This window comes from Rhizobium sp. BR 315 (assembly GCF_050577975.1).
Taxonomy (GTDB): Bacteria; Pseudomonadota; Alphaproteobacteria; order Rhizobiales; family Rhizobiaceae; genus Rhizobium; species Rhizobium miluonense.
In genome coordinates this window covers 175,686-199,750 of record NZ_JARWKZ010000004.1, presented here as the reverse complement: position 1 = coordinate 199,750, position 24,065 = coordinate 175,686, and the positions used below count along the sequence as shown (strand labels likewise).

The window sequence follows — 24,065 nt, the reverse complement described above, 5'->3', positions numbered from 1 at the left end:
GATCAAGCTGTGGAAAAGGGGTAGGGATCAGATTGCGAAACTCGTGCCGCATCCGCAGCTTGCGACCGCATTCGGATTCTTGATTTGAAAGGATTGTCCGAGGAGGTTATCGACGAAATCGATCTCCGAGCCGGCCATATAGACCAACGACAGCTGATCGATCAGGACGGTCGCGTCACCCTTCTCGACGACCACATCGTCGTCTTCAGGACCGTCGACGAGATCGAATTTATAGGAAAACCCGGAACAGCCGCCACCTTCGACGGCGACGCGAAGCGCACGTTTTCCAGCTTCCGCACCGACGATAGCAGCGATTCGCTTCGCCGCGGCATCCGACAGGGTAACACTTGTCTCAGTCATAACTTCCTCCTGCCGGGGTCAAGATCCGGAGAGAACCATTCAGCCGTCAAACTTTCAAACAGCTGATATCCATAGCCTTTATCATGAAAGTCAGGCCGGTGACAGCAATGGTTTCATGGTTGAGCCACGCACCATTTTGCTGTTTTCTTGTCTATAGGTATGAAGGCCGCAAAGCGGCGTCAATGGGGCCGGGCGTTCGAAGATCGGATGGAATGTCCGAATGCCAGGAAGCGACTGCAGGGAAACGACGATCGCGCCTATAGTGGTGCGGGAGCCAAATGCCGGAATGGATTGATAATGACAATTGATACGCATGCATTGGGTTTCGGGTATGGGGAAAAGGCAGTCTATGCGACAGATCCCTGGGCGTCGCGAGGAAGACTCTATGAGGAGGGCGGCAGCCCGACACGCTCCGAATTCCAGCGCGATCGCGACCGCATCGTCCATACGACCGCTTTCCGCCGGCTGAAGCATAAGACGCAGGTCTTCATCGCCCAGGATGGCGATCACTATCGCACGCGGCTGACGCATACGATCGAGGTGGCGCAGATTGCTCGCGCTCTGGCGCGTGCCCTGAAGCTGGATGAGGACTTGGCGGAAGGCGTGGCGCTGGTTCACGATTTCGGTCACACGCCTTTCGGTCATACTGGCGAGGATGCGCTGCATGAGGTACTGCTGCCCTTTGGCGGCTTCGATCACAACGCCCAATCCCTGCGCATAGTGACGAAACTCGAGCGCCGCTACGCCGATTTCGATGGTCTCAATCTGACCTGGGAAACGCTCGAAGGCCTGGTCAAGCACAATGGCCCGCTCATGACGCCGGACGGCGAGGGAATCCATGGCCCCGTGCCGCAGCCGATCCTCGATTATTGTGAGATCCACGATCTCGAAATCGCATCCTTTGCCAGCCTGGAGGCACAGGTCGCCGCGATCGCCGATGATATCGCTTATAATACCCACGATATCGATGATGGGCTGCGTTCCGGCTATCTGACCTTCGAGATGCTGGAGGAGGTGCCATTTCTTGCGGGGCTGATGGCCGAGGTAAGTGCGCGCTATCCGCATCTGGAGCCGAGCCGCTTCACGCATGAAATCATGCGCCGCCAGATCACCCGCATGGTCGAGGATGTCATCGCTGTTTCGCAGCAGGCGCTTGCCGAGATCAAGCCGGAAAGCGTTGCCGATATTCGCGCCGCCGGCCGCGTCACCGCGACCTTCTCGCCCGAAATGGCCGAAACCGACAAGCAGATCAAGCAGATGCTGTTCAAGCGCATCTACCGTCATCCGGATATCATGCGCATCCGCGCCGGTGCGGCACAGATCGTCACGGATCTGTTCCGTGCCTATATGGACAATCCGAAGGAAATGCAGAGCCACTATTGGGTCGATCATATCGCCGGGCTTGCCGTCGCCGCCAAGGCAAGGCATGTCGGCGACTATCTGGCCGGCATGACGGACACCTATGCCATCAGTGCCCACAAGCGGCTGTTTGACCAGACTCCCGATTTGCGGTAGGCAGCGGCGGCGTCGGGCCGATAGCGGCCCGCCGAAGCTATTGCGTGGACCAGATCATGAACCTTTTCACCGACTTCGAAGTTAGAATTAAGAACGCTCTCGAGCAAATTGATATTGTAAGAGAAAAGCGATCCGAACTTGACTTCGGGCGTGTCGGTGTGGAGCCGCCGCGAGATGCCAGCCACGGTGACGTCGCGACCAATGCGGCCATGGTCCTGTCCAAGCCGCTGGGCACGAACCCGCGGGCGCTCGCCGAAATTATCGTCGTGAAGTTGAAGGAAGATGCCGACGTCGCCGAGGTTTCGGTGGCCGGCCCCGGCTTCATCAATATCCGCCTTTCCGTCGGCTACTGGCAGCGCCTCCTGTCGACGATGATCTCCGAAGGTGAGAAATTCGGCCGCTCCAAGCTCGGCGAGGGGCAGAAGGTCAACGTCGAGTATGTCTCGGCCAATCCGACCGGGCCGATGCATGTCGGCCATTGCCGGGGCGCCGTTGTCGGCGATGCGCTCGCGAACCTGCTTGCCTTTGCCGGCTATGCCGTCACCAAGGAATATTACATTAACGACGCCGGCTCGCAGATCGATGTGCTGGCGCGCTCCGTCTTCATTCGCTACCGCGAAGCGCTCGGCGAGCAGGTCGGCGAAATTCCGGCCGGCCTCTATCCCGGCGATTACCTGGTTCCGGTCGGCGAGGCGCTGGCCAAGGAATTCGGCACTAAGCTGCGCGGCATGCCGGAAGATCAATGGCTGCCCATCGTCAAGGATCGTGCTATCGACGCGATGATGGCGATGATCCGTGAGGATCTGCAGGCCCTGAACGTTCATCATGACGTGTTCTTTTCCGAGCGCACGCTGCACGCCAACGGCGCGGCCCTGATCCGGACCGCGATCAACGACCTGACCTTCAAGGGCCACGTCTACAAGGGTGCGCTGCCGCCGCCGAAGGGCCAGTTGCCGGAAGATTGGGAAGATCGCGAACAGACGCTCTTCCGCTCGACGGAAGTCGGCGACGATATCGATCGCCCGCTCATCAAGTCGGATGGCTCCTACACCTATTTCGCCGCCGACGTTGCTTACTTCAAGAATAAGTTCGACCGCGGCTTCAACGAGATGATCTATATTCTCGGTGCGGACCATGGCGGCTACGTCAAGCGGCTCGAGGCCGTGGCGCGTGGTGTATCGGAAGGAAAGGCCAAGCTGACCGTCCTTCTGTGCCAGCTCGTCAAGCTGTTCCGTGATGGCGAACCGGTGAAGATGTCGAAGCGGTCGGGTGATTTCGTCACGCTCCGCGAAGTCGTCGACGAAGTCGGTCGCGATTCGGTGCGGTTCATGATGCTCTACCGGAAAAATTCCGAGCCGCTGGACTTCGATTTCGCCAAGGTGACGGAACAGTCCAAGGACAATCCGGTCTTCTACGTGCAGTACGCACACGCTCGCTGCATGTCGGTGTTCCGCCAAGCCAAGGAGGCCTTCCCGGATCTCGATATCGGCGCGCTCGACCTGTCAAAGGCCGTCATCGACACGATCTCCGATCCGGCCGAGCTTCAGCTGGTCGCCAAGATTGCAGAGTTCCCGCGAATCATCGAAGCTGCGGCACAGTCTCAGGAGCCGCATCGCATCGCCTTTTACCTGTATGATCTGGCAAGTTCCTTCCACGGACACTGGAACAAAGGTAAAGATTTACCTGAATTACGATTTGTTAACGATAAGAACCGAGAATTGAGCATTGCCAGACTTGGGCTGGTGTACGCTGTCGCGTCGGTTTTGAAGTCGGGTCTCGGTATCACCGGGACCGCAGCACCGGATGAAATGCGATAAACGTCACCATTTACCCACATTGCACTGGCATTAGTTGTATCGTTTGCGAGTGGAACGGGTGATGGCAGAAAAACAGTTGGCGTATCGCGCAAGCGGAAACGACGGGTTCTTTGCGGAGGACGATCCGCTAGCCGAACTCGCCCGCATCGTGGGGTTCGAGCCGCGCCCCGCTGCTCAGGCAGCTCCCGCCGCGCATCGGCAGGAGCCCGCCTTCAATCTCGAGGACGAGCTTCTTCGCGAATTCGAGCGTTACGATACGCCTCGTATGAGTCCGGCAAATGACGTTTCCGCTCCCGCGGCACAGGTGCCCTCCGTTGAGCAGGGTCAGGCTTCGCGTCCCGCCGAGCCGGTGCGGGCTGAGCCCGTATTCGAAGCGCCGCCCCAGCCTGTGGCTCCGGCCAAGCCGATCATGGGTGCTCGCGATCTGATCGATGAGCTGGAAATGTCGATTGCTCCGGCTTTGCAGCCGGTTGTTCAGCCGGCTCCGCAGGCCGCTGTGGTGGAGCCGCCGGTCGCACCTCCGGTCGTCAAGACGCCGCAATCGGCTGCAGCCACCGTTCGGCTGCCGCTTGCCAACTTCACGCTGGCATCTGCCTCGCGCGAGCAGCCCGCTCCGGCCGTAGTATCTCCCGTTGCTCCTCAGGCGCCGAATGCCGCGTCTGTCGAGGCAATGTTCGAAGACATGGCGGTCGATTTCGCACCTGTCGAAGTCGCGAAGCCAGCCTTTGAGCCGCAGCTGGTCGCAGCGGCGCAACCGGCTCCTGCAGTCGCCCAGGTGCCCGAGCCGGCGAAATCCCCGAATGTCGATGCGGCTGCTCTTTCTGCAGAGATTGACGCTTTGCTGGCGGATGTGGATCGTTATCCCGTTCCGTCGAGAGCGAGTGCCCCGGCAGAGAAGGCCGAGCCCATTTTCGGGAATTTCGGTCCCGCCGTCACCGAATATCCGGCTGAACCTGTCGCTGCTCCGCAGCATCATGAAGAGCCAAATCCGATCACCTTTGGTGCCGAGGATCCGTTCGCGGGCCAGGACTTCGAGTTCGATCTTGCCGATATCGAGATGGAACTTGCCGAACTCGATTTCGCCGAAGCTGAAAAGTCCGCCGCAGCCCGTCAACCGGCTCCTTCTGCTTCGTTTGTAGAGCCGGTAGTTTCCCGCGCGACGCCGGTTGCGCCGGTGCCTGTCGCTCCCGCCTCTGTCGCCGCAGTAGCGCCGCAACAGATACCGGCTGCACCCGTCGACGTGCCTGCCGCTCGCAGCGCTGCACCGATGTTCGATGCAGATCAGCTGCTGCCCTTCGACCCGACCGAAATCTCCGACACAGAAGAGCGCGTCGAAACCTTCGAAGGGTCGCATGTTCCGCATCTGCCTGTAATCGAGCCGGAGGAACCAATCGCCGTTCCGCCGGAATATGATTTCGATATCGATTCCGAAATGGCGAGCCTCTTGGGTACGCCGGCGAAGGAAGCAGCATCGGAACCGATCAAGCCGGCAGCCGCTGCCGCGCTGGGTGTCGCTGCTACCGCCGCCGCTTCTTCCTGGTCGAAGAACGCCGCTGCCCAGCCCGCTGCGGCCGTTGCAAAGCAGCCGATCGAAGAGTTCGATGAGTTCGAGCGTGCGCTGGAAGAGGATTTCCGCCGCAGCTATCGCGAGGCGTCCAGCCCGGTTGAGAACGTTGCCCGGATGACGCTGAACCCGGCAGCGGGTAACCGTCGTCCCGTTCGTTCCGTGCGCGGCATGGTGACGGCAGCTGCTGTCATCGTCGTACTCGGCGCCGGTGCCTACGGTGCCTATAGCTGGGTCCGTCACGGCGCGCCGATCTCCACGTTCTCCGGTGAGCCGCGTGTGATCACTGCCGATGCCGATCCGGTGAAGGTCGCTCCGGAAAATCCGGGCGGCACCGTTGTGCCGAATCAGGATAAGGCCGTTTATGACCGCGTGGCTGGCGACAGCACGGCGGCGCCGAAACAGAAGGAACTGGTTTCCTCCAACGAGCAGCCCGTCGATGTCGTTCAGAAGACGCTGATCCCCGAATCCATATCTCCGGATGATGGTAGCGGCGATCAGGTGACGCCGACGGCGGTCGGAGAGACCCAGGATCCGCGCCTGCTGCCAAATCAGAACGGCGGCAACACGAATGTTGCAGCCAATGGCGATGATCAGGTGCCCGCGGTGTCGCCGCGCAAGGTGCGTACGATGATCGTGAAGCCCGACGGTTCGCTGGTTGCGCGGGACGATACGGCTCCTGCGGCCGCCGACAAGCCGGCGCTTGCTGCAGCCAAGCCGGCTGCGAACAATCAGGTCGCCTCGGCGAATGCCCGGCCGGCGCCAGCCAATACCCAGGCCGCAGCTCAGCCTAACAATGGGGATGCGGCAAGTGCTGAAAGCACGCCGATCCGCGTCGTCAAGACCAACCCGGTCCCGACGACTCGTCCCGAGCCTGCCAAGGCAGCAACTCCGGCTCCGGCGCAGGAGGCTCAGCCCAAGCCGCAGCCGAAGCAGGTGGCCTCGGCCGCTCCGGCAGCCACCTCTGCTGCAGGCGGCGGTGCTTACGGCGTGCAGATCGCATCTCTGCCGACCGAAGCCGACGCGCAGAAGTCGCAGGCGAACCTCAAGATCAAGTTCGCCAGCGTGATCGGCAATCACCCGCTCGAGATCCGCAAGGCCGAAATCGCCGGCAAGGGCACCTATTATCGCGTTCGTGTCGTCGCCGGCACGAAGGATGAAGCCGCAGCCATTTGCGAGCGCTACCGTGCCGCTGGCGGCACCTGCCTGATTTCGAAGTAAGCAGTCGGGGCTATCAAACTTAGCCCGGTCTAGTTTGAAACAATCCGCCCGCAGAGATGGACCTGCGGGCGGATTTGCATTTGATGGCTTCTTATCCGGACATTTGGCGAGAGAATCTGAGCTTCGAAGGCCGTCGTTTCCGTTGAAACGCCCTGTTCTTGTGTATCTCGCCTTGACGTCACTCGCGTTTCGCGGCGTCAGACTCTATGATTCGGATATGACCGAATCGAAATCCATGATCCTTGGCTGTAGCGGCCATACCATCACGCCCCAGGAGCGCTCCTTCTATCAAGGGGAACAGCCATGGGGCTTTATCCTGTTTGGCCGCAATATCTCGGAGCCGGCGCAGATCGCCGATCTCGTTGCGTCCCTGCGTGAGAGCGTCGGCCGCGACGCACCGGTCTTCATCGATCAGGAAGGCGGCAGGGTGCAGCGCATCCGTCCGCCGATCCTGCAGCATTATCCGTCGGGACAGGCTTTGGGCGACATCTATCGCCAGGATCGCGAGCGCGGCCTGCGCGCCGCCTGGCTGATGTCGAGACTTCATGCCTTCGATTTGCTGAAGTTCGGCATCAATGTCGATTGCCTGCCCGTTCTGGACGTTCCGGTCGAAGGCTCGAGCAACGTTATCGGCAATCGCGCCTATGGTGCCGATCCGGTGACGGTGATGGAGATGGGGCGCGCAGCGGCGGAAGGCCTAAAAGCCGGCGGCATGCTGCCCGTCATGAAGCATATGCCCGGCCATGGCCGCGGCTTTGCCGATTCGCATCACGAACTGCCCGTCGTCTCCGTTCCTCGTGCGGAGCTCGAGGCCCATGATTTCCCACCGTTCGTGGCGCTCAGGGACGAGCTGATGGCGATGACCTGCCATGTCGTCTTCACCGATATCGATCCGGAGAACCCAGCGACGACGTCGCGCAAGGTGATCGAGGAGATCATCCGCGATCATATCGGCTTCCAGGGGCTACTCTTGTCAGACGACACCTCGATGAATGCGTTGAAGGGCACGATCAGCGAGCGCGCAGCAAATATTATTGCCGGCGGATGCGATATCGTGCTGCATTGCAATGGTGTTATGGACGAGATGCAGCAGGTGGTTCGCAATGTTCCCGCCCTAGCGGGTGCGTCGCTGGCAAGAGCCAAGGCGGTCGAAGCGGCATTCGGCAAGAATGATGGCGCCGACGAAGCCGCGGTTCGCGCCGAGTTCGATGCGATGTTTGCGGTGACGTAGAGCAAGGCTCCGAGGAACTGATAGGTGACAAGGTGAGCGGCACGGAAAAGCTTCAGCAGGCGGCAACGCCGATGGACAAGCTCTGGCAGGAGGGCGAGACGCAGCGCGGCTCGCACGAGCCGGCCTTGGTCGTCGATATCGCTGGCTTCGAGGGGCCGCTCGATCTTCTGCTGCATCTGGCCCGCACGCAGAAGGTTGATCTTTCCCGCATTTCCGTGCTGGCGCTTGCCGAGCAATATCTTTCGTTCATCGATCGGGCCCGGCGCATTCGCATCGAACTTGCCGCCGACTATCTCGTCATGGCGGCTTGGCTCGCTTATCTGAAATCCAAATTGCTGATCCCGCAGCAGAGCAAGGAAGACGGTCCGACGGGCGAGGAGATGGCAGCGACGCTCGCCTTCCGCCTGAAGCGCCTTGAAGCAATGCGCGATGCGGCAACGAACCTGGTGAACCGTAATCGTCTCGGCCGCGATATCTTTGCCCGCGGGGCGCCGGAGCATATTCCGGATCGGCGACAGTCCGCCTTCGATGCCAGCCTCTACGACCTCCTGACCGCTTATGCCGGCTTGCGCCAGCGCCAGGCCGTCACACAGGTGACGATCGAGAAACGCCGCGTCTGGTCGTTGGCCGACGCCCGGACAATTCTGGACAGGATGATCGGCGAAATCACAGATTGGACCGCTCTGGAACACTATCTGCTGCGCTATATGACAAGCTCCGCCGACCGTGTGACGGCCATTGCCAGCGCCTTTGCAGCGTCGCTTGAACTGGTGCGCGAAGGGCAGATGGAAATACGCCAGGACGGCGCGTTCCAGCCGCTTTATATGCGGCGCGGGCCGAAGCATTCCTCGCTGGAAGCAGCGGAATAGGGCGGGGTACGAGCGTGACCGAGCCGCGAGACGATCAGGAGAGCACCGAGCACGAGACGGCAGCGCCGGAAGCCGTCGAGCACCGCCTCGGCGAGGCCGAGCGCATTGCGGAAGCGCTGGTTTTCGCTTCGGCTCAACCGGTCTCCGAGTCCTTCATTGCCGAACGCGTCGCGAAAGGCGTCGATGTCGCCGCCGTGATGCGGAACCTCAGGGCCGATTATGCCATGCGCGGCGTCAATCTCGTGCAGATAGATGGCGCCTGGGCGTTTCGGACGGCCGCCGATCTCTCATTTGTGATCCGGCGCGACGAGAGCGAGGTGCGCAAGCTGTCCCGTGCTGCGCTGGAGGTCTTGGCCATCATTGCTTATCACCAGCCGGTGACGCGCGCCGAAATCGAAGACATCAGGGGCGTGCAGGCATCGAAAGGCACGCTTGATGTATTGATGGAATCCGGCTGGGTCCGTTTCCGCGGTCGCCGCCGTACGCCCGGCCGGCCTGTCACCCTCGGTACCACCAGGGATTTCCTCGATCACTTCGGTCTGGAAGAGCTGCGCGATCTGCCCGGTCTCGAAGAATTGAAGGGGGCAGGGCTGCTCTCAGGCCGCATTCCGGCCAATTTCAATATTCCGTCGCCATTGATGAGCGACGAACTGACGGAAGATGAGGATCCGATCACGCAGATGGATCTGGAGGAGCTGGGCTTGCTGCCGCCCACTGGATCGCCCTCGGAAGACTGAGCCCTCGCTCGCAACAGCCCTCGGAAAAACATTAGCATTTTCTTTCGAAAGCCGATGGCAGGTCTCTCTTTTGCCATCAGTGGATGCGAATATGAAAGCATCCTCTCGCCCCGGAGACGTTTGACCGCCGCCATCGGCGTTTGTCATTCCGATATGCGTGGATGTACTCAATTTTGTTGTTTGAAAAACATCCGCAAACGTCTTACATCGGGGGGAACATTGAAATCGGGAGTTATCGCAATGGGTTCTCTAAGCATATGGCACTGGCTGATCGTCCTCGCCATCGCGCTGTTGTTGTTCGGTCGTGGAAAGATCCCGGAGCTGATGGGTGACGTTGCCAAGGGTATCAAGAGCTTCAAGAAGGGCATGAACGACGAGGACGAAGCTCCGGCGCAGCCGACAACGTCCCGCACGGTCGAGCACAAGGCTGACGAAACGAAGTAATCATGTCGGGCAGGCGGATGCTTTAAGGCGTGCCGTTGGCCCAGGAGCCTTTGCATGTTCGATATTGGCTGGTCCGAGCTGGTGGTTATTGCCGTCGTGGCCCTGGTGGTTATCGGCCCCAAGGAATTGCCGGCGACCTTGCGGACAATCGGCAAGATGACGGCCAGAGCCAGGAAGGTCGCTGGCGATTTCCGCGCGCAGTTTGATGAGGCCATGCGCGAGGCGGAGCTGGGCGATGTGCGCCAGACGATCGCCGATGCCCAGAAGCTCAATCCGGTCAACTCGCTACGCGAAGCCATGAACCCGCTGAGGGAGATGGGCAACGAGATCAAGGCCGATCTGCAGCGCTCCGCAACGCCGGACAAGGCAGCTCCTGCCGCGACGCCATTGCCCTCAGAGCCGGTGGCGGGTGTGTCGAGTGGCTTGGAGGAGGCGCTTGCGGCTACCGCTGCCCCTAGCAATCCGTTGCCGGTCGTTGCCCCGGCGCCGCAGCCCGCAGCCGTCGTAAGTGCAGCTGTCGATCAGCCGAAAGCCGTTCGCAAGCCTCGCGCAAAGACAGCCGTCGCTGTTAAGAGTGCCGCTGCCGCCAAGACGCCTGTCGTTGCGGAGAAACCAAAGCGTGCCCCGCGCAAGATCGCGGTCGCTGCTGCAGAGAAAGCGCCCGCAGCTCCCAGGGCGCGTTCCACAGCTAGCAAGACGGCGCCGAAGACGCCTAAGAAGAAGGACCAGGCATGACGGGTGATATCGACGATAAGCCGCAGCCGCTTATCGAACACCTCATGGAATTGCGCACGCGGCTCATCTGGTCGCTCGTGTCGTTCTTCATAGCCTTCATCGGATGTTTCGCCGTGGCGAAGCACCTGTTCAACTATCTGGTCTATCCCTACAAATGGGCCGTCGAATGGGCTCATCTCGATCTTGCCAAGTCCGAGCTCATCTATACGGCACCGCAGGAGTTCTTCTTTACGCAGGTGAAGGTCGCCATGTTCGGCGCCTTGGTTATTTCCTTCCCGATCATTGCCGCCCAGATCTACAAATTCGTGGCGCCGGGCCTCTATAAGAACGAGCGCTCTGCCTTCCTGCCGTTCCTGATCGCATCGCCCATCCTGTTTCTGATGGGGGCGGCACTCGTCTATTTCTTCTTCACTCCCATGGTGATGTGGTTCTTCCTGAAGATGCAGCAGACGCCGGCCGAGGGCCAGGTGGGCATCGCGTTGCTGCCGAAGGTCTCGGAATATCTGAGCCTGATCATGACGTTGGTCTTTTCCTTCGGCCTGGTCTTTCAATTGCCCGTCATTACCACGCTGCTGGCGCGCGTCGGCCTGCTGACGTCGACGTGGCTGGCGGAAAAGCGCAAGTTCGCGATCGTCTTCGCCTTCATCGTTGCTGCCGTGCTGACGCCGCCGGATCCGATGTCCCAGATCGGTCTTGCACTGCCGACGATCCTTCTCTACGAGATTTCCATCTACGCGGCGCGACTCGTGGAACGCCAGCGTACCCGGCAAACGCTTGAAGAGAGTGGCGAGAGTTCCGACGTCGCCAAGACGGATTAACGTCTAAGCGACGGAGACCTCAGCCTCGTTTCTCAGGTATTTGCCGTTTCGACCTCCGACCGAAGCCTCGGTCGGAGTTATACTCATGTGAAACGACCTGGAACGAAGATGCTTGATATCAGATGGATTCGTGAGAATGCCGAGGCTTTCGATGCTGCGCTTGCCAAGCGCGGTATGGAGTCTCTGTCGCAAAGCCTCATCGCGCTCGACGAGAAGCGCCGTTCCGTCATTCAGTCCGTCCAGGATATGCAGTCCCGCCGCAATACCGCCTCCAAGGAGATCGGCGCGGCGATGGCGCAGAAGAACAGCGAGCTTGCCGAAAAGTTGAAGGCAGAGGTTGCCGACATCAAGGTCTCGCTTCCGGCTGCGGAAGAAGAAGAGCGCACGCTGACGGGTGAGCTCAATGATGCGCTTTCGCGTATTCCCAACATTCCGCTCGAGGATGTGCCAGTCGGCAAGGACGAGCATGACAACGTCGTCAAGCATTCGTGGGGCGCGAAGCCCACCTGGAACCACCAGCCAAAAGAGCACTTCGAGATCGGCGAAGAGCTCGGCTACATGGATTTCGAGCGCGCGGCGAAACTGTCCGGCTCGCGCTTTACGGTGCTGACCTCGCAGCTCGCACGCTTGGAACGGGCGCTTGGCCAGTTCATGCTCGATCTGCATACGAGCGAACACGGCTATACCGAAGTCAGCTCCCCCTTGATGGTGCGTGACGAGGCGATGTTTGGCACGGGCCAGCTGCCGAAGTTTGCCGAGGATCTGTTCAAGACCACGGACGGCCGCTGGCTGATCCCGACTGCCGAAGTGACGCTGACCAACCTCGTTTCCGGCGAAATCCTCGATCACGAAAAGCTTCCGCTGCGCTTCACGGCCCTGACGCCATCCTTCCGCTCCGAAGCAGGCTCGGCCGGCCGCGACACGCGCGGCATGTTGCGCCAGCATCAGTTCTGGAAGTGCGAGCTGGTGTCGATCACCGACGCCGAGAACTCCATTGCCGAGCATGAGCGGATGACGGCCTGCGCCGAAGAGGTGCTGAAGCGCCTCGGCCTGCACTACCGCGTCATGACGCTCTCGACCGGCGATATGGGCTTCGGCGCGCGCAAGACCTACGACCTCGAAGTCTGGCTGCCGGGGCAGGATACCTATCGCGAGATTTCTTCCTGCTCCGTCTGCGGCGATTTCCAGGCCCGGCGCATGAACGCGCGCTATCGCGGCAAGGACGACAAGAACACGAAGTTCGTTCATACGCTGAACGGCTCCGGCACTGCCGTCGGCCGCTGCCTGATCGCAGTCCTTGAGAATTATCTCAATGCCGACGGTTCCGTCACTATCCCAGACGCACTCCTGCCATATATGGGTGGTCTGAAGAAGATCGAGAAAGCAGCATAATCGAACGGTGGGGCGATGCGTATTCTTCTGACCAATGATGACGGCATTCATGCCGAAGGACTGGCTGCGTTGGAGCGTATCGCCCGCACTTTATCTGATGATGTCTGGGTTGTCGCGCCGGAGACGGATCAGAGCGGCCTTGCGCACTCGCTGAGCCTTTCCGAGCCGCTGCGCATGCGCAAGGTCTCCGACAAGCATTATGCATTACGGGGCACGCCGACCGATTGTGTCATCATGGCGCTTCGGCAGGTTCTGGATAAAAAGCCCGACATCATCCTTTCCGGCGTCAATTCCGGCTCGAACGTCGCCGATGACGTGACTTATTCCGGGACCATCGCCGGCGCGATCGAAGGCACGCTTCAAGGCGTGCGCTCCTTCGCGTTGAGCCAGGCCTATATCTATGAGAATGGCGCCAGAATCGTACCTTGGGAAGTTGTCGAGACGCATGCATCGGCTTTGCTCGGCAAGCTGATGGATGTCGATTTGCCCGACGGCACGTTTCTGAATCTGAACTTCCCGAATTGCCGTCCCGACGAGGTCGCCGCGACCGAGGTGACGGCGCAGGGCAATCTTGCTTTCAACGTTCAGATCGAAGAGCGGGCCGACGGCCGCGGCTTCCCATATTATTGGCTTCGTTTCGGCGAACGCAGTGGTATCTTTCGTCCGGGAACCGATATTCAGGCGTTGAAGCAAAATCGCATTTCGGTAACGCCTTTGAAACTGGATCTGACAGATTATTCGGCGCAGGACCGCGTGGCGCGGGCGCTTGGTATGGAGTAACGGGTTGACACCTCGTTTGGTGGAAAAGGAAGGCTTTGCGGCCGTGGTTCTGCGGCTGCGGGCAGAGGGCATATTGGACATCGATCTGATGACGGCGGTCGAGCAGACGCCGCGCCTGCCTTTCGTGCCGCCGCAGTTTGCCGATGATGCTTATTCCAGCCGGACCATTCCCATCGAGTGCGGCGCCTTCATGGAAGGCATCGACCTGGTGGTGCGCATTCTTCACAGCCTCAAGATCAAGCCGGGCCACCGCGTTCTCGAAATCGGAACCGGCAGCGGCTTTACCGCCGCCGTCATGGGACGAATCGTTGAGCGCGTGCTCACTGTCGATCGCTACAAGACGCTGACGACATCGGCGCAACAGCGCATGGATACGCTCGGGCTGCGCAATGTCATCATCCGCCAAGCCGACGGCAGCGTCGGGCTGCAGGGCGAGGGCACCTTCGATCGCATCCTGGTGACATCAGCCTTTTCGACCATGCCGCGCTTCTATGCCGAGCAGCTGGTATCCGGCGGATCCATGATCGCGCCCCTGATAATCTCCGATGAAGTCTGCCGCCTGGTGCGGCTGACGAAAACCGGAAGCCGCTTCGAGCGCGAGGAACTTTTCGACGTTCCTTATCAACCGATCGTGCCGATGCTCGCCTCTTATCTCTGAGGCCCAATTCAGGTTTCAGTAGCTGAAGCGGCCGGGTAGACGGCCGTTTCGCTTTTCTATGGTTAGCAATTCCTCAAAAAAACACATGCCTCACCAGTGCTTTAACCGCATGGTAAGATTAACGCGCTTTAATAGACCCATAAACGGTTGCGTCTAAGTGGGTCGAGTCATGGGTTTCAGTCTTTCTTCAAACTTCGGTAAATCGGCAGGGAAAGTCCTTGTGGCCATTCTTCTGGCGAGCACTGCAACAGCTTGTAGCTCAGACACGACCCGTTTCGGCGGGCTTTTCTCCAAAACGGACAATGTGACGACCGGTTCGATCAACCGGCGCAGTCTCAATGGTCCGAATGGAGATCCGGTGCCGCGCGCCGACGTCGCCCAGGCGGGCGGCTACGGCCAGCAGGATTATTCGCAGCAGAGCGCACCGGTAGCGCAACCCTACCCGAATTCGCCGGCTCGCTATAATCCGTCCTATTCCAGCGCTCGCGCATCCGCAGCCCCTGTCGCGATCCAGCGCTCCGAACTTGCAGCCCCCGGCGCATCTGCCCAGGCTGCTCGTCCGCGGGCCGTCTCCAGAGCGGAGAATGAAGCGCTGGCACAGCCGTTCCCTGCATCGCGCAACAATAATGGTTCGCGCAATGCTCCGGCTCTTGCCCCCGATACCTTGTCGACGGGCACGATCAAGGCAGCCGCTGCGACGCCGCAGATGTCTCCGGGCTGGACTACCGTCAACGCTCCGAGCGTGACGCTGCATCAGGGTGAGAACATCGCATTGCTGTCGCGTCGCTACGGCGTTCCGGAAAAGGAAATCCTCCGGGCCAACGGCCTGCGCAATGGCGCCGGTGCCCAGCCCGGTCAGCAGATCATTATTCCGACCATGAATGGCGCAGGTGCCGCAAGCCCCGCCAAGATGGCCTCGGAAGCGACCGATCTTTCCAAGGGCGGCAAGATGCCCGGGCCGGCAAAGGCGCCGCAGCAGCAGGACACTCTCGCGCTGCCTTCGGGCAATCAGATGCGCGGCAAATCTCAAGCCGGTCTCGCTGATCCGAACAAGCTCGCTGCCGGCAACGGCAAGGGTCCAGGCCCGAAGGGTGCCGGCAGCTATGTCGTCAAGCCAGGCGACTCGCTGGCAAGAATTGCCAAGGAAAGCGGCGTGACGGTTGCCGAGCTGAAGCGGGCGAACGGCATGCAGGCCGGCGACGGCATTCGCATCGGCCAGGCACTGACCTTGCCGCATGGCGCCGTCGCTGCCGCCGATCCCGTCAAGACGGCTTCCATCGAGCCGCAGAAGGTCTCGGTCAAGCCGGGCGTGGCGCCGGTGGCGGAACCCGTTGCAAAGCAAGCGCCGAAGGTTGCTGCTCGTGCCGACACGTCGGCCGATGCAGCAAAGCCGAAGGAGGTTGCCTCCGCTTCTCCGAGCCAGTCGATCAACGATGCCGCCAAGTCCGATACGCAAGCGGATGCGCCTGAGGCGACCGGCATCGGCAAATATCGCTGGCCGGTCCGCGGCGCCGTCGTCGCCGGCTATGGCTCCAACGTCAATGGCAGCCGTAACGACGGTATCGACATCTCCGTTCCCGAGGGTACGCCGATCAAGGCTGCCGAGAACGGCGTCGTTATCTATGCCGGCAACGGCCTGAAGGAACTCGGCAATACGGTTCTCGTTCGCCATGACGACGGTACGGTCACGGTCTACGGCCATGCGGATGCGCTCAGCGTCGCTCGCGGGCAGAAGGTCCAGCGCGGTCAGACTCTCGCGACTTCGGGCATGAGCGGCAATGTCAATCAGCCGCAGTTGCACTTCGAAGTCCGCAAGAATTCGGCCCCGGTCAACCCAATGACGTTCCTTGAATAATAGGTAGTGCGTCTTCAAGGACTCTGCAAAAAGCCCGGTCAAAGCCGGGCTTTTTGTCGTTGGCGGTTTGGTTGGAGGATCAGTCCCGATTGAGCGCGATGCGCAGCCGCCCGGCGAGATCCTGGATGTATTGCCAGGCAACGCGGCCGGAACGGGCGCCGCGGGTCGTCGCCCATTCGAGCGCCTCGTGATGCATATGGGTGCGGTCGAGATCGAACTTGAAGTGATCGGCATAGGCGTCGATCATCTGCAGATAGTCTTCCTGGCTGCACTTATGGAAGCCGAGCCAGAGGCCGAAGCGGTCGGAAAGCGAAACCTTCTCTTCCACTGCCTCGGATGGATTGATCGCAGTCGACTGCTCGTTTTCCATCATATGCCGCGGCAGCAGATGGCGGCGGTTCGACGTGGCATAGAACAGCACATTATCAGGCCGGCCCTCGACGCCGCCGTCCAGCGCCGCCTTCAGCGACTTGTAGGCGGTGTCGTCGTGGTCGAAAGAGAGGTCGTCGCAGAAGATGATGATGCGATGCGGCGTCGCCTTCAGGATGTCCAGCAACACCGGCAGGGACGAAATGTCCTCGCGATGCACCTCGATCAGCTTGAGGGAGATGCCCGTCGAGCGGCGCACATCCTCATGCACCGCCTTGACGAGCGAAGACTTGCCCATGCCGCGTGCGCCCCAGAGCAGCACGTTGTTGGCGGCAAAGCCGTCCGCAAAGCGCAATGTGTTCTCGTGCAGAATGTCGCGCACGTGATCGACGCCGCGAATGAGGGTGAGAGCCACGCGGTTTGGCCGCTGTACCGGCTGCAGATGAAGCCGGGCAGGGGCCCAGACGAAGCAGTCGGCGGCGTTCCAGTCATTGACGGCCGGAGCCGGTCCGGCCAGTCGTTCGAGCGCATCGGCAAGACGGCGGACTTCGGCAAGGATCAGGGCGTTTTGGTCTTCAGTCACCGTTTTCCTCCTGAATGTTGAACAAGAAAGTCGTAAAATGCGCGCTGTCTTGCCGGGTATCATGCTCCTTCCGGAGCTGAAAGGCTAAGAGACCGGGAAAACGGTACGGTTGGCGGCTGTTTTTGTTGCAATCGCCATGCGCCTAACTATATTCCGGCCACCTGACGCGGGGCCCGTTCCCGCTAGGAGTTCAAGGGAGTTCTCGATGTTTATCACCAACGCATATGCGCAGAGCGCGACAGATTCGGCCGCGAGCGTTTTTGGCGGGTCCGGCTTTGAAATGATCATCCTGTTTGTGCCGCTGATGGTCGTTTGGTATTTCCTTCTCATCCGTCCGCAGCGCGCGCAGGCGAAGAAGCGTGACGAGATCCTGAAGAATATTCGCCGTGGCGATCAGATCGTCACCAGCGGTATCGTCGGCAAGGTCACCAAGGTCGTCGACGACAAGGAACTCGAAGTCGAAATCGCCGAAGGCGTCCGCATCCGCGTCGTCCGCAGCGCCATTTCGGAAGTTCGCGTCAAGGGTGAACCCGTCAAGGCCGACGCCGCGTAAGCTTCTCACGCGCAGGCAGCTCGCCTGACAGTGCATGTCCTCGAAAATCGGAATCGACTTTCTTGCAGGACTATGCACAAATTCAAGGTGTTACTGCGCCCTTCGCAATCCTCGGTGAAGGAGGGGCGCAGTAGAGAAGCCCAAATTCGAGAGAGCGATGCTGCACGTCTCCTGGTGGAAGACCACCCTGATCTGGTTCGCCGTTCTCCTGAGCGTGCTCCTTGCCGTTCCCAATCTGCTTGGCGAACGCACCCTTTCCTCTCTTCCTTCCTGGTGGGCGCATAGAAAGATCGAGCTCGGGCTCGATCTGCGCGGCGGTTCGCATCTCCTGTTGAAGATCGAACGCGACGACGTCGAGAAGGATCGCCTCGAATCTATCGTCGGCGATATCGCGACGCGGTTACGCACCGTCAACATCGCCTATTCCGGTCTGACCGGAACCGGCCGCAAGATTCAGCTTCGCGTCAACGACCCTGCACAGGTTCAAGCTGCCGTGACGGCATTGCAGCCGCTCACTGCCGGCTCGGATAAGCCGGCTGTCAAGCTTTCTCAGGGCGAGAATGGCGCGATGACGCTCGATATTACCGACGTCGATATCGACAGCCATGTGTCCTCGGCAATCGCTCGCTCGATCAAGGTTATTCGCGACCGCATCGCGCAGCTGGGTGTAGGCGAGCCCCTGATCCGCCGCCAGGGAAGCGATCGCATTATCGTGCAGGTGCCCGACCTCGCCGATCCGCAGCGGCTGAAGAACCTTCTTGGCCAGCCCGCCAAGCTCAGCTTCCGCCTTGTCGATCAATCGATGTCGGTTCAGAACGCCATGGATGGCCATCCGCCGGCCGGCTCCGATATCATGTTTTCCGAGGACGATCCGCCAGTCAGCTATCTCGTACAAAGGCAGCCGGTTCTCTCCAACGTGGATTTCGCCGATGCTGTTGCCGTGGCGAACGGCCAGAATGGCGGTGGTACGGTTTCCGTCAAGCTGACGCAGGAAGCGGGGCACCGTTTCGCGCAGGCGACGGCAAGCAATCTCGGCAGAATCATCGTCGTGGTGCTCGATGATCAGGTTATCTCGAGCGCCGCGCTGAAAACGGTGATCGCAACAGGTGAAGTCGACATTCCCGGGGACTTCGCGGCCAGAGGCGCCCAAGATCTGGCTGTCATGCTCAAGAGCGGGCCGCTGCCTGCGACGCTGACCACGGCCGAGGAACGGACTATTCAGCTTGGCCTTGGCAGCGATACCGCACGCTACGGCATCATAGCCTGCATCGCCGCCGCGGCTTTCGTGACCGCATTGATGATCGGCTTCTATCGCCTGCTCGGTGTTGTCGCGACCATTTCACTGATCATCAACATCATCATGGTGGTGGCGATCATGGGGTTGCTCGGCATAGCGCTGACGCTGCCGGGTGTCGCCGCCATCGTCCTGATCATCGGTATCGGGCTGGATGCCCTGGTGCTGATTTACGAGCGCGTGCGTGAAGAGGAAAAGAAGACGCATCTTCTCGTCGACGCGCTGCGCCACGGCTTCAACAAGGCTGCCGCAACCGTAGCCGATGCCAATCTGACCGTGCTCATCGTCGCCGCCATTCTCTTCTATGCGAGCAGCGGCTCGGTGCGCGGCTTCGCCGCCACCCTGATCGTCGGCGTTTTTACCACGTTCTTCACGTCCTGCTTCGTCACGCGCTCGCTTGTGGATATGTGGATATCGCATCGCAAGCCGCGCACATTGCTGGTTGGCGTGCGCAGCGGCATTTTCGACAATGCCAATATCCGCTTCATGGGCATCCGCCGCTATACGTTCACGGTATCTGCGGCCTTGTCGGTCGCGACGCTTGTTGCCTTTGCGACGATCGGCATGCATCTCGGCATCGATTTTGCTGGCGGCTCCATCATCGAGGTTCGCGCCAGGCAGGGCGTAGCCGACCCGGCAAATATCCAATCGCGGCTTCAGGATATCATTCCAGGCAACGTGCAGGTCGATCGGCTCCCCGATCGCCTGGGTGCCGTCGTCCGCGTGCACGCGCAGGAAGGCGGGGAAAATGCGGAGCAGTCTGCGGTCACCCTCGTTCGCGAGGAACTGGGCAAGGATTACGACTTCTCCCGCGTCGAGGTGGTTGGGCCTGCCGTATCCGGCGAGATCACGAGAACGGCTTCCTTTGCCGTTCTTGCGGCGCTGATCGCGATCCTTGTCTACATATGGCTGCGCTTCGAGTGGCAGTTCGCAGTCGGCGCGATCATCGCGACGTTGCACGACGTCATCCTGACGCTTGGCCTCTTCGTCCTGACCGGCATGGAATTCAACATGACCAGTATCGCCGCGATCCTGACCATCGTCGGCTATTCATTGAACGATACCGTGGTCGTCTACGATCGCATGCGCGAGAATCTCAAGCGCTATTCAAAGATGCCGTTGCCGATCCTGATCGATGCTTCCATCAATCAGACACTATCTCGTACCATTCTGACTTCCGCGACGACGCTTGTGGCGCTGCTCGCGCTCTACATCTTTGGCGGCCAAGTGATACGTTCGTTTACTTTCGTGCTGCTTTTCGGCGTCGCGGTCGGCACTTTCTCGTCGATTTATATTGCGGCGCCCGTGCTGATCCTGTTCAAGCTGCGTCCGGACAAATTCCAGACCGGCGGTGAAAGCAATGGGCCCGCGGCCGGTGACATCCAGTCAGGCAAACCAGCGGTGTGATACATTGGCAAAAGGCATAGAAATCCGTAAGGCGCATTTTCCCGGGCGCGCACCGATCGACACTTATGGCAATGGCGGTTTCCGTTTCGCCGACATGTCGCATCGCGGCTCGCTGCTTTGCCTGCCCTCCGGTATTTACGGGTGGGACATGGTGGAAGGCGATGCGCTGACAACGGAACGCTTCCAGAAGGTGCTTGACGAAGCCGCACAGATTGAGGTCCTGCTCGTCGGCACGGGAACGCAGCTGCGTCCACTGCCGGCCGAGCTGAAGGCAGCTTTGCGCGCCAGACAGATTTCGTCGGACCCGATGAGCACGGGAGCGGCCGTACGCACCTTCAATATCATGTTGTCCGAGTCGCGTGCCGTCGCCGCCGCATTGATTGCCGTTTGACGCCGGATCCTTGAGCATGACGACAACAGCCGCGCCCCGGGGCAATCGAGACATCTGCCTCGCCACTCTTCGCGATACCGACCGCGATCGCTATCTCGCCTGCCTGCTGGCGCCGGAGGAGAAGCGTCCGGCGCTTGCAGCGCTTTACGCTTTCAATGCCGAATTGGCGCGCATACGCGATCTGGTGCATGAACCGCTGCCCGGTGAAGTGCGCATGCAGTACTGGCGCGACCTTCTTGAAGGCCAGGCGCACGGCTCGAGCGAAGCCAATCCGATCGCCGCCGAGCTTCTGACTGCCATCGAGCACTACCGTTTGCCGCGCCAGACGCTGATCGACATGATCGACGCGCGCATCTTCGACCTCTATGACGATCCGATGGAGACGCGCGGCAATCTGGAGGGCTATGCAGGCGAGACGGCTTCGGCGCTTATCCAGCTTGCCAGCCTGGTTCTATCAGCGGACGAGGCCAAGCGTTCCGCCGATGCGGCAGGCCATGCCGGTGTAGCACAGGCGATTGCCGGCCTATTGTTGCTGATGCCGCTCCATCGTCATCGCGGCCAGCTCTATCTGCCGCTCGAGATCCTGACCGCAACGGGCCTCGATCGCGATTCCTTCCTCGCCGGCAGGGACAAGGCGCGCGTTTCCGTGGCGATCGAGGCATTCGCGGGGCTCGGCCGCGAGCATCTGGCCAAGGCAAGGGCGGCGGGCGCCATACCGCAGGCGGTATTCCCGGCCTTTCTGCCGGCGACCTTGGCCGAGCCTGCTTTGAAGAAGGCACAGAAGCTCGGCGCCGGTCTCTTCGATCAGTCTCCGGCATTGACGCAATGGCGTCGGCAGACGCGCATGGCGATAGCGTCGATCACAAAGAAAATCTAAAATACACCAAGCTCGCACAAGTCTCGCCGTCTATGGAGATGGATGGCACTTGATTTGCATTTCAGGGGGAGCTGCCATGGGTATTATCGTCTGGTGCATACTGTTTGCGATTGTCATCTTCTTTGCCTATTTCGCGACGCGCATGGCATCGCAGAACAAGGAAGACGGCCTGCACGATACCGGCCTTGCCATTCTGGAATTCGGCCGCGCCTTCCCGAAGGAAGCGATCAGGCAGCTGCAGACAACGGCCGACGGGCAGGCGGTCTTCGTGCGCCTGCATGACGACAAGGCTGGCTTCATGCGCAATGTGCGCAATCATTTCAGCGTCCACCTGATCGAGCCCGGCCGGGCGCGCGCCAAGATCTCAGGAACCGGCCGCGGTTTGACGGTCGATTTTCTAGATGTGCCGCATCACAACGGCACATTCGAGTTCAAGACACCAGCCGAAGCTGCCGAGGTCTCGCTATGGCTGCTCGGCAATTATGTCGCTGCCGACGAAGTCCGGCCTGAACACCACGCGCCGCCCGCAGAGGCTTGAAATCTCAGGCTTTAGATTTCAGGCGCTTTCCGCAAGCACAGGTGCCGACACGCCAAGCCATTTGGCGCAATCGGCAAGGGCGCGCTTGGCGATGAGCTGGCGCTTCATGATGGTCTTGTCCTTGCCACGAAAGCGCTTGATGCCCTCCGGCTTGACGATCGAACCTGGCTCCAACTCAGGGAAGAGCCCGAAATTGATGTTCATGGGCTGGAAGGAGCGTTTGCCCGGCTCTTCGTCCGAAACGATGTGCCCGCCAGTAATGTGGTTCAGCAGCGAACCGAGCGCCGTCGTATCCGGCGGCAGCAATGGCGCTTCGCCCTTACGCTCCGCTGCGGCGAAACGGCCGGCGAGCAGTCCGATGCTTGCGCTTTCGACATAGCCTTCGCAGCCGGTGATCTGGCCGGCGAAACGCAGGCCAGGCCGGGACTTCAGCACCAGCGAGCGATCAAGCAACGTCGGCGAATTGATATAGGTATTGCGGTGCAGGCCACCGAGGCGGGCGAATTCGGCATTCTCGAGCCCGGGAATCAGCCGGAAGATCTCTGCCTGCGCCCCATACTTCAGCTTGGTCTGGAAGCCGACCATGTTATAGAGCGTGCCGAGCGCATTGTCCTGGCGCAGCTGCACGACGGCATAGGCCTTGACCGTGGGATTGTGGGCGTTGGTCAGGCCCATCGGCTTCATAGGCCCGTGGCGCAGCGTTTCGCGACCGCGCTCGGCCATGACTTCGATCGGCAGGCAACCATCGAAATAGGGCGTGCCTTCCCATTCCTTGAAGCCGACGGCGTCGCCGGCGATCAGCGCATCGACGAAGGCGTTATATTGAGCTTCGTCCATCGGGCAGTTGATATAGTCCTTGCCGGTTCCGCCGGGGCCGACCTTGTCGTAGCGGGATTGGTACCAGCAGACATCCATGTTGATGCTTTCGCGATAGACGATCGGCGCGATGGCATCGAAGAAGGCAAGCGCATCGGCGCCGGTTTCCGCCTGGATGGCGCTGGCAAGGCCGGGTGCGGTCAGTGGGCCGGTGGCGATGATCGCCTGGTCCCATTCCGCGGGTGGCAGGCCTTGGATTTCTTCCCGGACGACAGTGATCAGCGGATGGCTTGCGATCGCCTGCGTCACCGCAGCCGAAAAACCATCGCGGTCGACCGCGAGCGCCCCGCCGGCAGGCACCTGATGCTTGTCTGCACATGCCATGATGAGCGAACCAGCCATGCGTATCTCGGCATGGATGACGCCGACCGCATTGCTGGTCGCGTCGTCTGAGCGGAACGAATTGGAACATACGAGCTCGGCGAAGTCGTCGGTCTTGTGGGCTTCGGTGCCACGCACGCCGCGCATCTCGTGCAGGATGACCGGCACGCCGGCATTGGCGATCTGCCATGCGGCTTCCGAGCCGGCAAGGCCGCCGCCGATGACGTGGATGGGGAAGTGAGAACTGGTCTGTGTCATGCGCGCGTCATTATCACGACCGGGGCGGCGATCCAAACGCTTTGCCAAAGCATGTTGCGCAAAAGTGCGCCACGGTTTTGCGGTAACGACACGCACAAGGCCGGCAGTTTGAAACGCAAAGAGCGAATCTGAAAGATCGCGACGCGCTTTAAGTGTCGGAATCAAAAACGGCGCCGAAGGGCGCCGTCTTGAAGCAGTCTGCAATTCCCAACGATTAACGGAAGGAACGAGCAGCGATGTTGCGGATCTCGTAACGGCTGACGCCGATGTCCGACAGGGTCTGGCTGGAAAGGTTGCCGAGTTCGTTCAGAGTGCGGCGGTAGCTGATCCAGTTCTTTGCAATGCGAATCGGGTTCATGATCTTATCCTCAGTAGCTTGGTTGCGGGCGGAACGATTACCGCCTCAGCGATTGCATTCTATATAGGCGCAAACCCGTCTTTTGTGCAGTGCAAATAAAAGGCGTCTGCTATGCGTTTGTGCAATATGACGCCCAAAAAGCCACCAATGCCTAGAATTTGTACGCCACGTTTCTTGCGAATGGCTCAAGGCGGATCGTGTCATGTTGCGTCGCACAACGGACAAAAAAGAACGCCCGTCGCGG

At 60.4% G+C, this 24,065-nt stretch carries 22 protein-coding genes; 18 read left to right on the top strand and 4 right to left on the bottom strand.

The features are described from left to right. Positions 1 to 27: 27 nt before the first annotated feature. Positions 28 to 360, bottom strand: a complete 333-nt coding sequence (gene erpA / locus QD409_RS07040) for an iron-sulfur cluster insertion protein ErpA (protein WP_092845053.1) — start codon at positions 358 to 360, stop codon at positions 28 to 30. A gap of 297 nt (positions 361 to 657) precedes the next feature. On the opposite strand from erpA, the gene QD409_RS07035 reads away from it, so the two are divergent. From QD409_RS07035 to QD409_RS06975, 13 genes are all read left to right on the top strand, one after another. Then, complete coding sequence (locus QD409_RS07035; protein ID WP_430762200.1) at positions 658 to 1,875, top strand: deoxyguanosinetriphosphate triphosphohydrolase; 1,218 nt, start codon at positions 658 to 660, stop codon at positions 1,873 to 1,875. Between the two features lie 56 nt (positions 1,876 to 1,931). After that, entirely contained in the window at positions 1,932 to 3,692 is a 1,761-nt protein-coding gene (gene argS, locus QD409_RS07030) for an arginine--tRNA ligase (protein ID WP_430762199.1), read from the top strand. A 61-nt stretch (positions 3,693 to 3,753) separates the two neighbouring features. Then, a complete protein-coding gene (locus QD409_RS07025) occupies positions 3,754 to 6,477 on the top strand; it encodes an SPOR domain-containing protein (protein WP_430762198.1) in 2,724 nt (907 codons plus the stop codon). A gap of 217 nt (positions 6,478 to 6,694) precedes the next feature. Continuing rightward, positions 6,695 to 7,708: a beta-N-acetylhexosaminidase gene (gene nagZ, locus QD409_RS07020; protein ID WP_430762197.1), complete on the top strand. Its 1,014-nt coding sequence runs from the start codon at positions 6,695 to 6,697 to the stop codon at positions 7,706 to 7,708. 71 nt (positions 7,709 to 7,779) lie between these two features. Then, a complete protein-coding gene (locus QD409_RS07015; RefSeq protein WP_430762320.1) occupies positions 7,780 to 8,577 on the top strand; it encodes a segregation and condensation protein A in 798 nt (265 codons plus the stop codon). A 104-nt stretch (positions 8,578 to 8,681) separates the two neighbouring features. After that, on the top strand, positions 8,682 to 9,314 hold the full coding sequence (gene scpB, locus QD409_RS07010; RefSeq protein WP_430762319.1) for an SMC-Scp complex subunit ScpB: 633 nt from the start codon (positions 8,682 to 8,684) through the stop codon (positions 9,312 to 9,314). A gap of 240 nt (positions 9,315 to 9,554) precedes the next feature. Beyond that, a complete protein-coding gene (locus QD409_RS07005) occupies positions 9,555 to 9,758 on the top strand; it encodes a twin-arginine translocase TatA/TatE family subunit (RefSeq protein ID WP_092845061.1) in 204 nt (67 codons plus the stop codon). 54 nt (positions 9,759 to 9,812) lie between these two features. Then, positions 9,813 to 10,493, top strand: a complete 681-nt coding sequence (gene tatB, locus QD409_RS07000; RefSeq protein ID WP_430762196.1) for a Sec-independent protein translocase protein TatB — start codon at positions 9,813 to 9,815, stop codon at positions 10,491 to 10,493. Continuing rightward, entirely contained in the window at positions 10,490 to 11,311 is an 822-nt protein-coding gene (tatC, locus tag QD409_RS06995; protein ID WP_430762195.1) for a twin-arginine translocase subunit TatC, read from the top strand. Before tatB ends, tatC begins: the two co-directional genes overlap by 4 nt. A gap of 108 nt (positions 11,312 to 11,419) precedes the next feature. Further along, entirely contained in the window at positions 11,420 to 12,703 is a 1,284-nt protein-coding gene (serS, locus tag QD409_RS06990) for a serine--tRNA ligase (protein ID WP_430762194.1), read from the top strand. 15 nt (positions 12,704 to 12,718) lie between these two features. Further along, on the top strand, positions 12,719 to 13,483 hold the full coding sequence (gene surE / locus QD409_RS06985; RefSeq protein WP_430762193.1) for a 5'/3'-nucleotidase SurE: 765 nt from the start codon (positions 12,719 to 12,721) through the stop codon (positions 13,481 to 13,483). 4 nt (positions 13,484 to 13,487) lie between these two features. After that, on the top strand, positions 13,488 to 14,141 hold the full coding sequence (locus tag QD409_RS06980) for a protein-L-isoaspartate(D-aspartate) O-methyltransferase (protein ID WP_092845071.1): 654 nt from the start codon (positions 13,488 to 13,490) through the stop codon (positions 14,139 to 14,141). A gap of 169 nt (positions 14,142 to 14,310) precedes the next feature. Further along, the gene (locus QD409_RS06975) at positions 14,311 to 15,996 is read left to right on the top strand and encodes a peptidoglycan DD-metalloendopeptidase family protein (RefSeq protein ID WP_430762192.1); all 1,686 of its coding nucleotides are present in this window, start codon (positions 14,311 to 14,313) and stop codon (positions 15,994 to 15,996) included. Between the two features lie 79 nt (positions 15,997 to 16,075). Here QD409_RS06975 and QD409_RS06970 read toward each other — a convergent pair whose 3' ends face one another. Further along, positions 16,076 to 16,948, bottom strand: a complete 873-nt coding sequence (locus QD409_RS06970) for an ATP-binding protein (protein WP_430762191.1) — start codon at positions 16,946 to 16,948, stop codon at positions 16,076 to 16,078. A gap of 205 nt (positions 16,949 to 17,153) precedes the next feature. Here QD409_RS06970 and yajC point away from each other — a divergent pair, with 205 nt between their 5' ends. The 5 genes from yajC to QD409_RS06945 all read left to right on the top strand — a co-directional run bounded on the left by yajC (position 17,154) and on the right by QD409_RS06945 (position 22,008). Further along, entirely contained in the window at positions 17,154 to 17,501 is a 348-nt protein-coding gene (gene yajC, locus QD409_RS06965; protein WP_092845077.1) for a preprotein translocase subunit YajC, read from the top strand. A 157-nt stretch (positions 17,502 to 17,658) separates the two neighbouring features. Beyond that, on the top strand, positions 17,659 to 20,202 hold the full coding sequence (gene secDF, locus QD409_RS06960) for a protein translocase subunit SecDF (protein ID WP_430762190.1): 2,544 nt from the start codon (positions 17,659 to 17,661) through the stop codon (positions 20,200 to 20,202). Positions 20,203 to 20,206: 4 nt separating this feature from the next. After that, positions 20,207 to 20,593: an Mth938-like domain-containing protein gene (locus QD409_RS06955; RefSeq protein WP_430762189.1), complete on the top strand. Its 387-nt coding sequence runs from the start codon at positions 20,207 to 20,209 to the stop codon at positions 20,591 to 20,593. A gap of 16 nt (positions 20,594 to 20,609) precedes the next feature. Then, on the top strand, positions 20,610 to 21,470 hold the full coding sequence (locus QD409_RS06950; protein WP_430762188.1) for a phytoene/squalene synthase family protein: 861 nt from the start codon (positions 20,610 to 20,612) through the stop codon (positions 21,468 to 21,470). 76 nt (positions 21,471 to 21,546) lie between these two features. Beyond that, positions 21,547 to 22,008, top strand: coding sequence for a hypothetical protein (locus QD409_RS06945; protein WP_092845085.1), 462 nt, complete (start codon positions 21,547 to 21,549; stop codon positions 22,006 to 22,008). An 18-nt stretch (positions 22,009 to 22,026) separates the two neighbouring features. Here the strand turns inward: QD409_RS06945 and trmFO are convergent, their stop codons facing one another. Beyond that, the gene (gene trmFO / locus QD409_RS06940; RefSeq protein WP_430762187.1) at positions 22,027 to 23,463 is read right to left on the bottom strand and encodes a methylenetetrahydrofolate--tRNA-(uracil(54)-C(5))-methyltransferase (FADH(2)-oxidizing) TrmFO; all 1,437 of its coding nucleotides are present in this window, start codon (positions 23,461 to 23,463) and stop codon (positions 22,027 to 22,029) included. 214 nt (positions 23,464 to 23,677) lie between these two features. Continuing rightward, positions 23,678 to 23,821 carry a DUF1127 domain-containing protein gene (locus QD409_RS06935; RefSeq protein WP_069611985.1) on the bottom strand — a complete coding sequence of 48 codons (144 nt, stop codon included), beginning with the start codon at positions 23,819 to 23,821 and terminating at the stop codon, positions 23,678 to 23,680. Between the last annotated feature and the right edge of the window lie 244 nt (positions 23,822 to 24,065).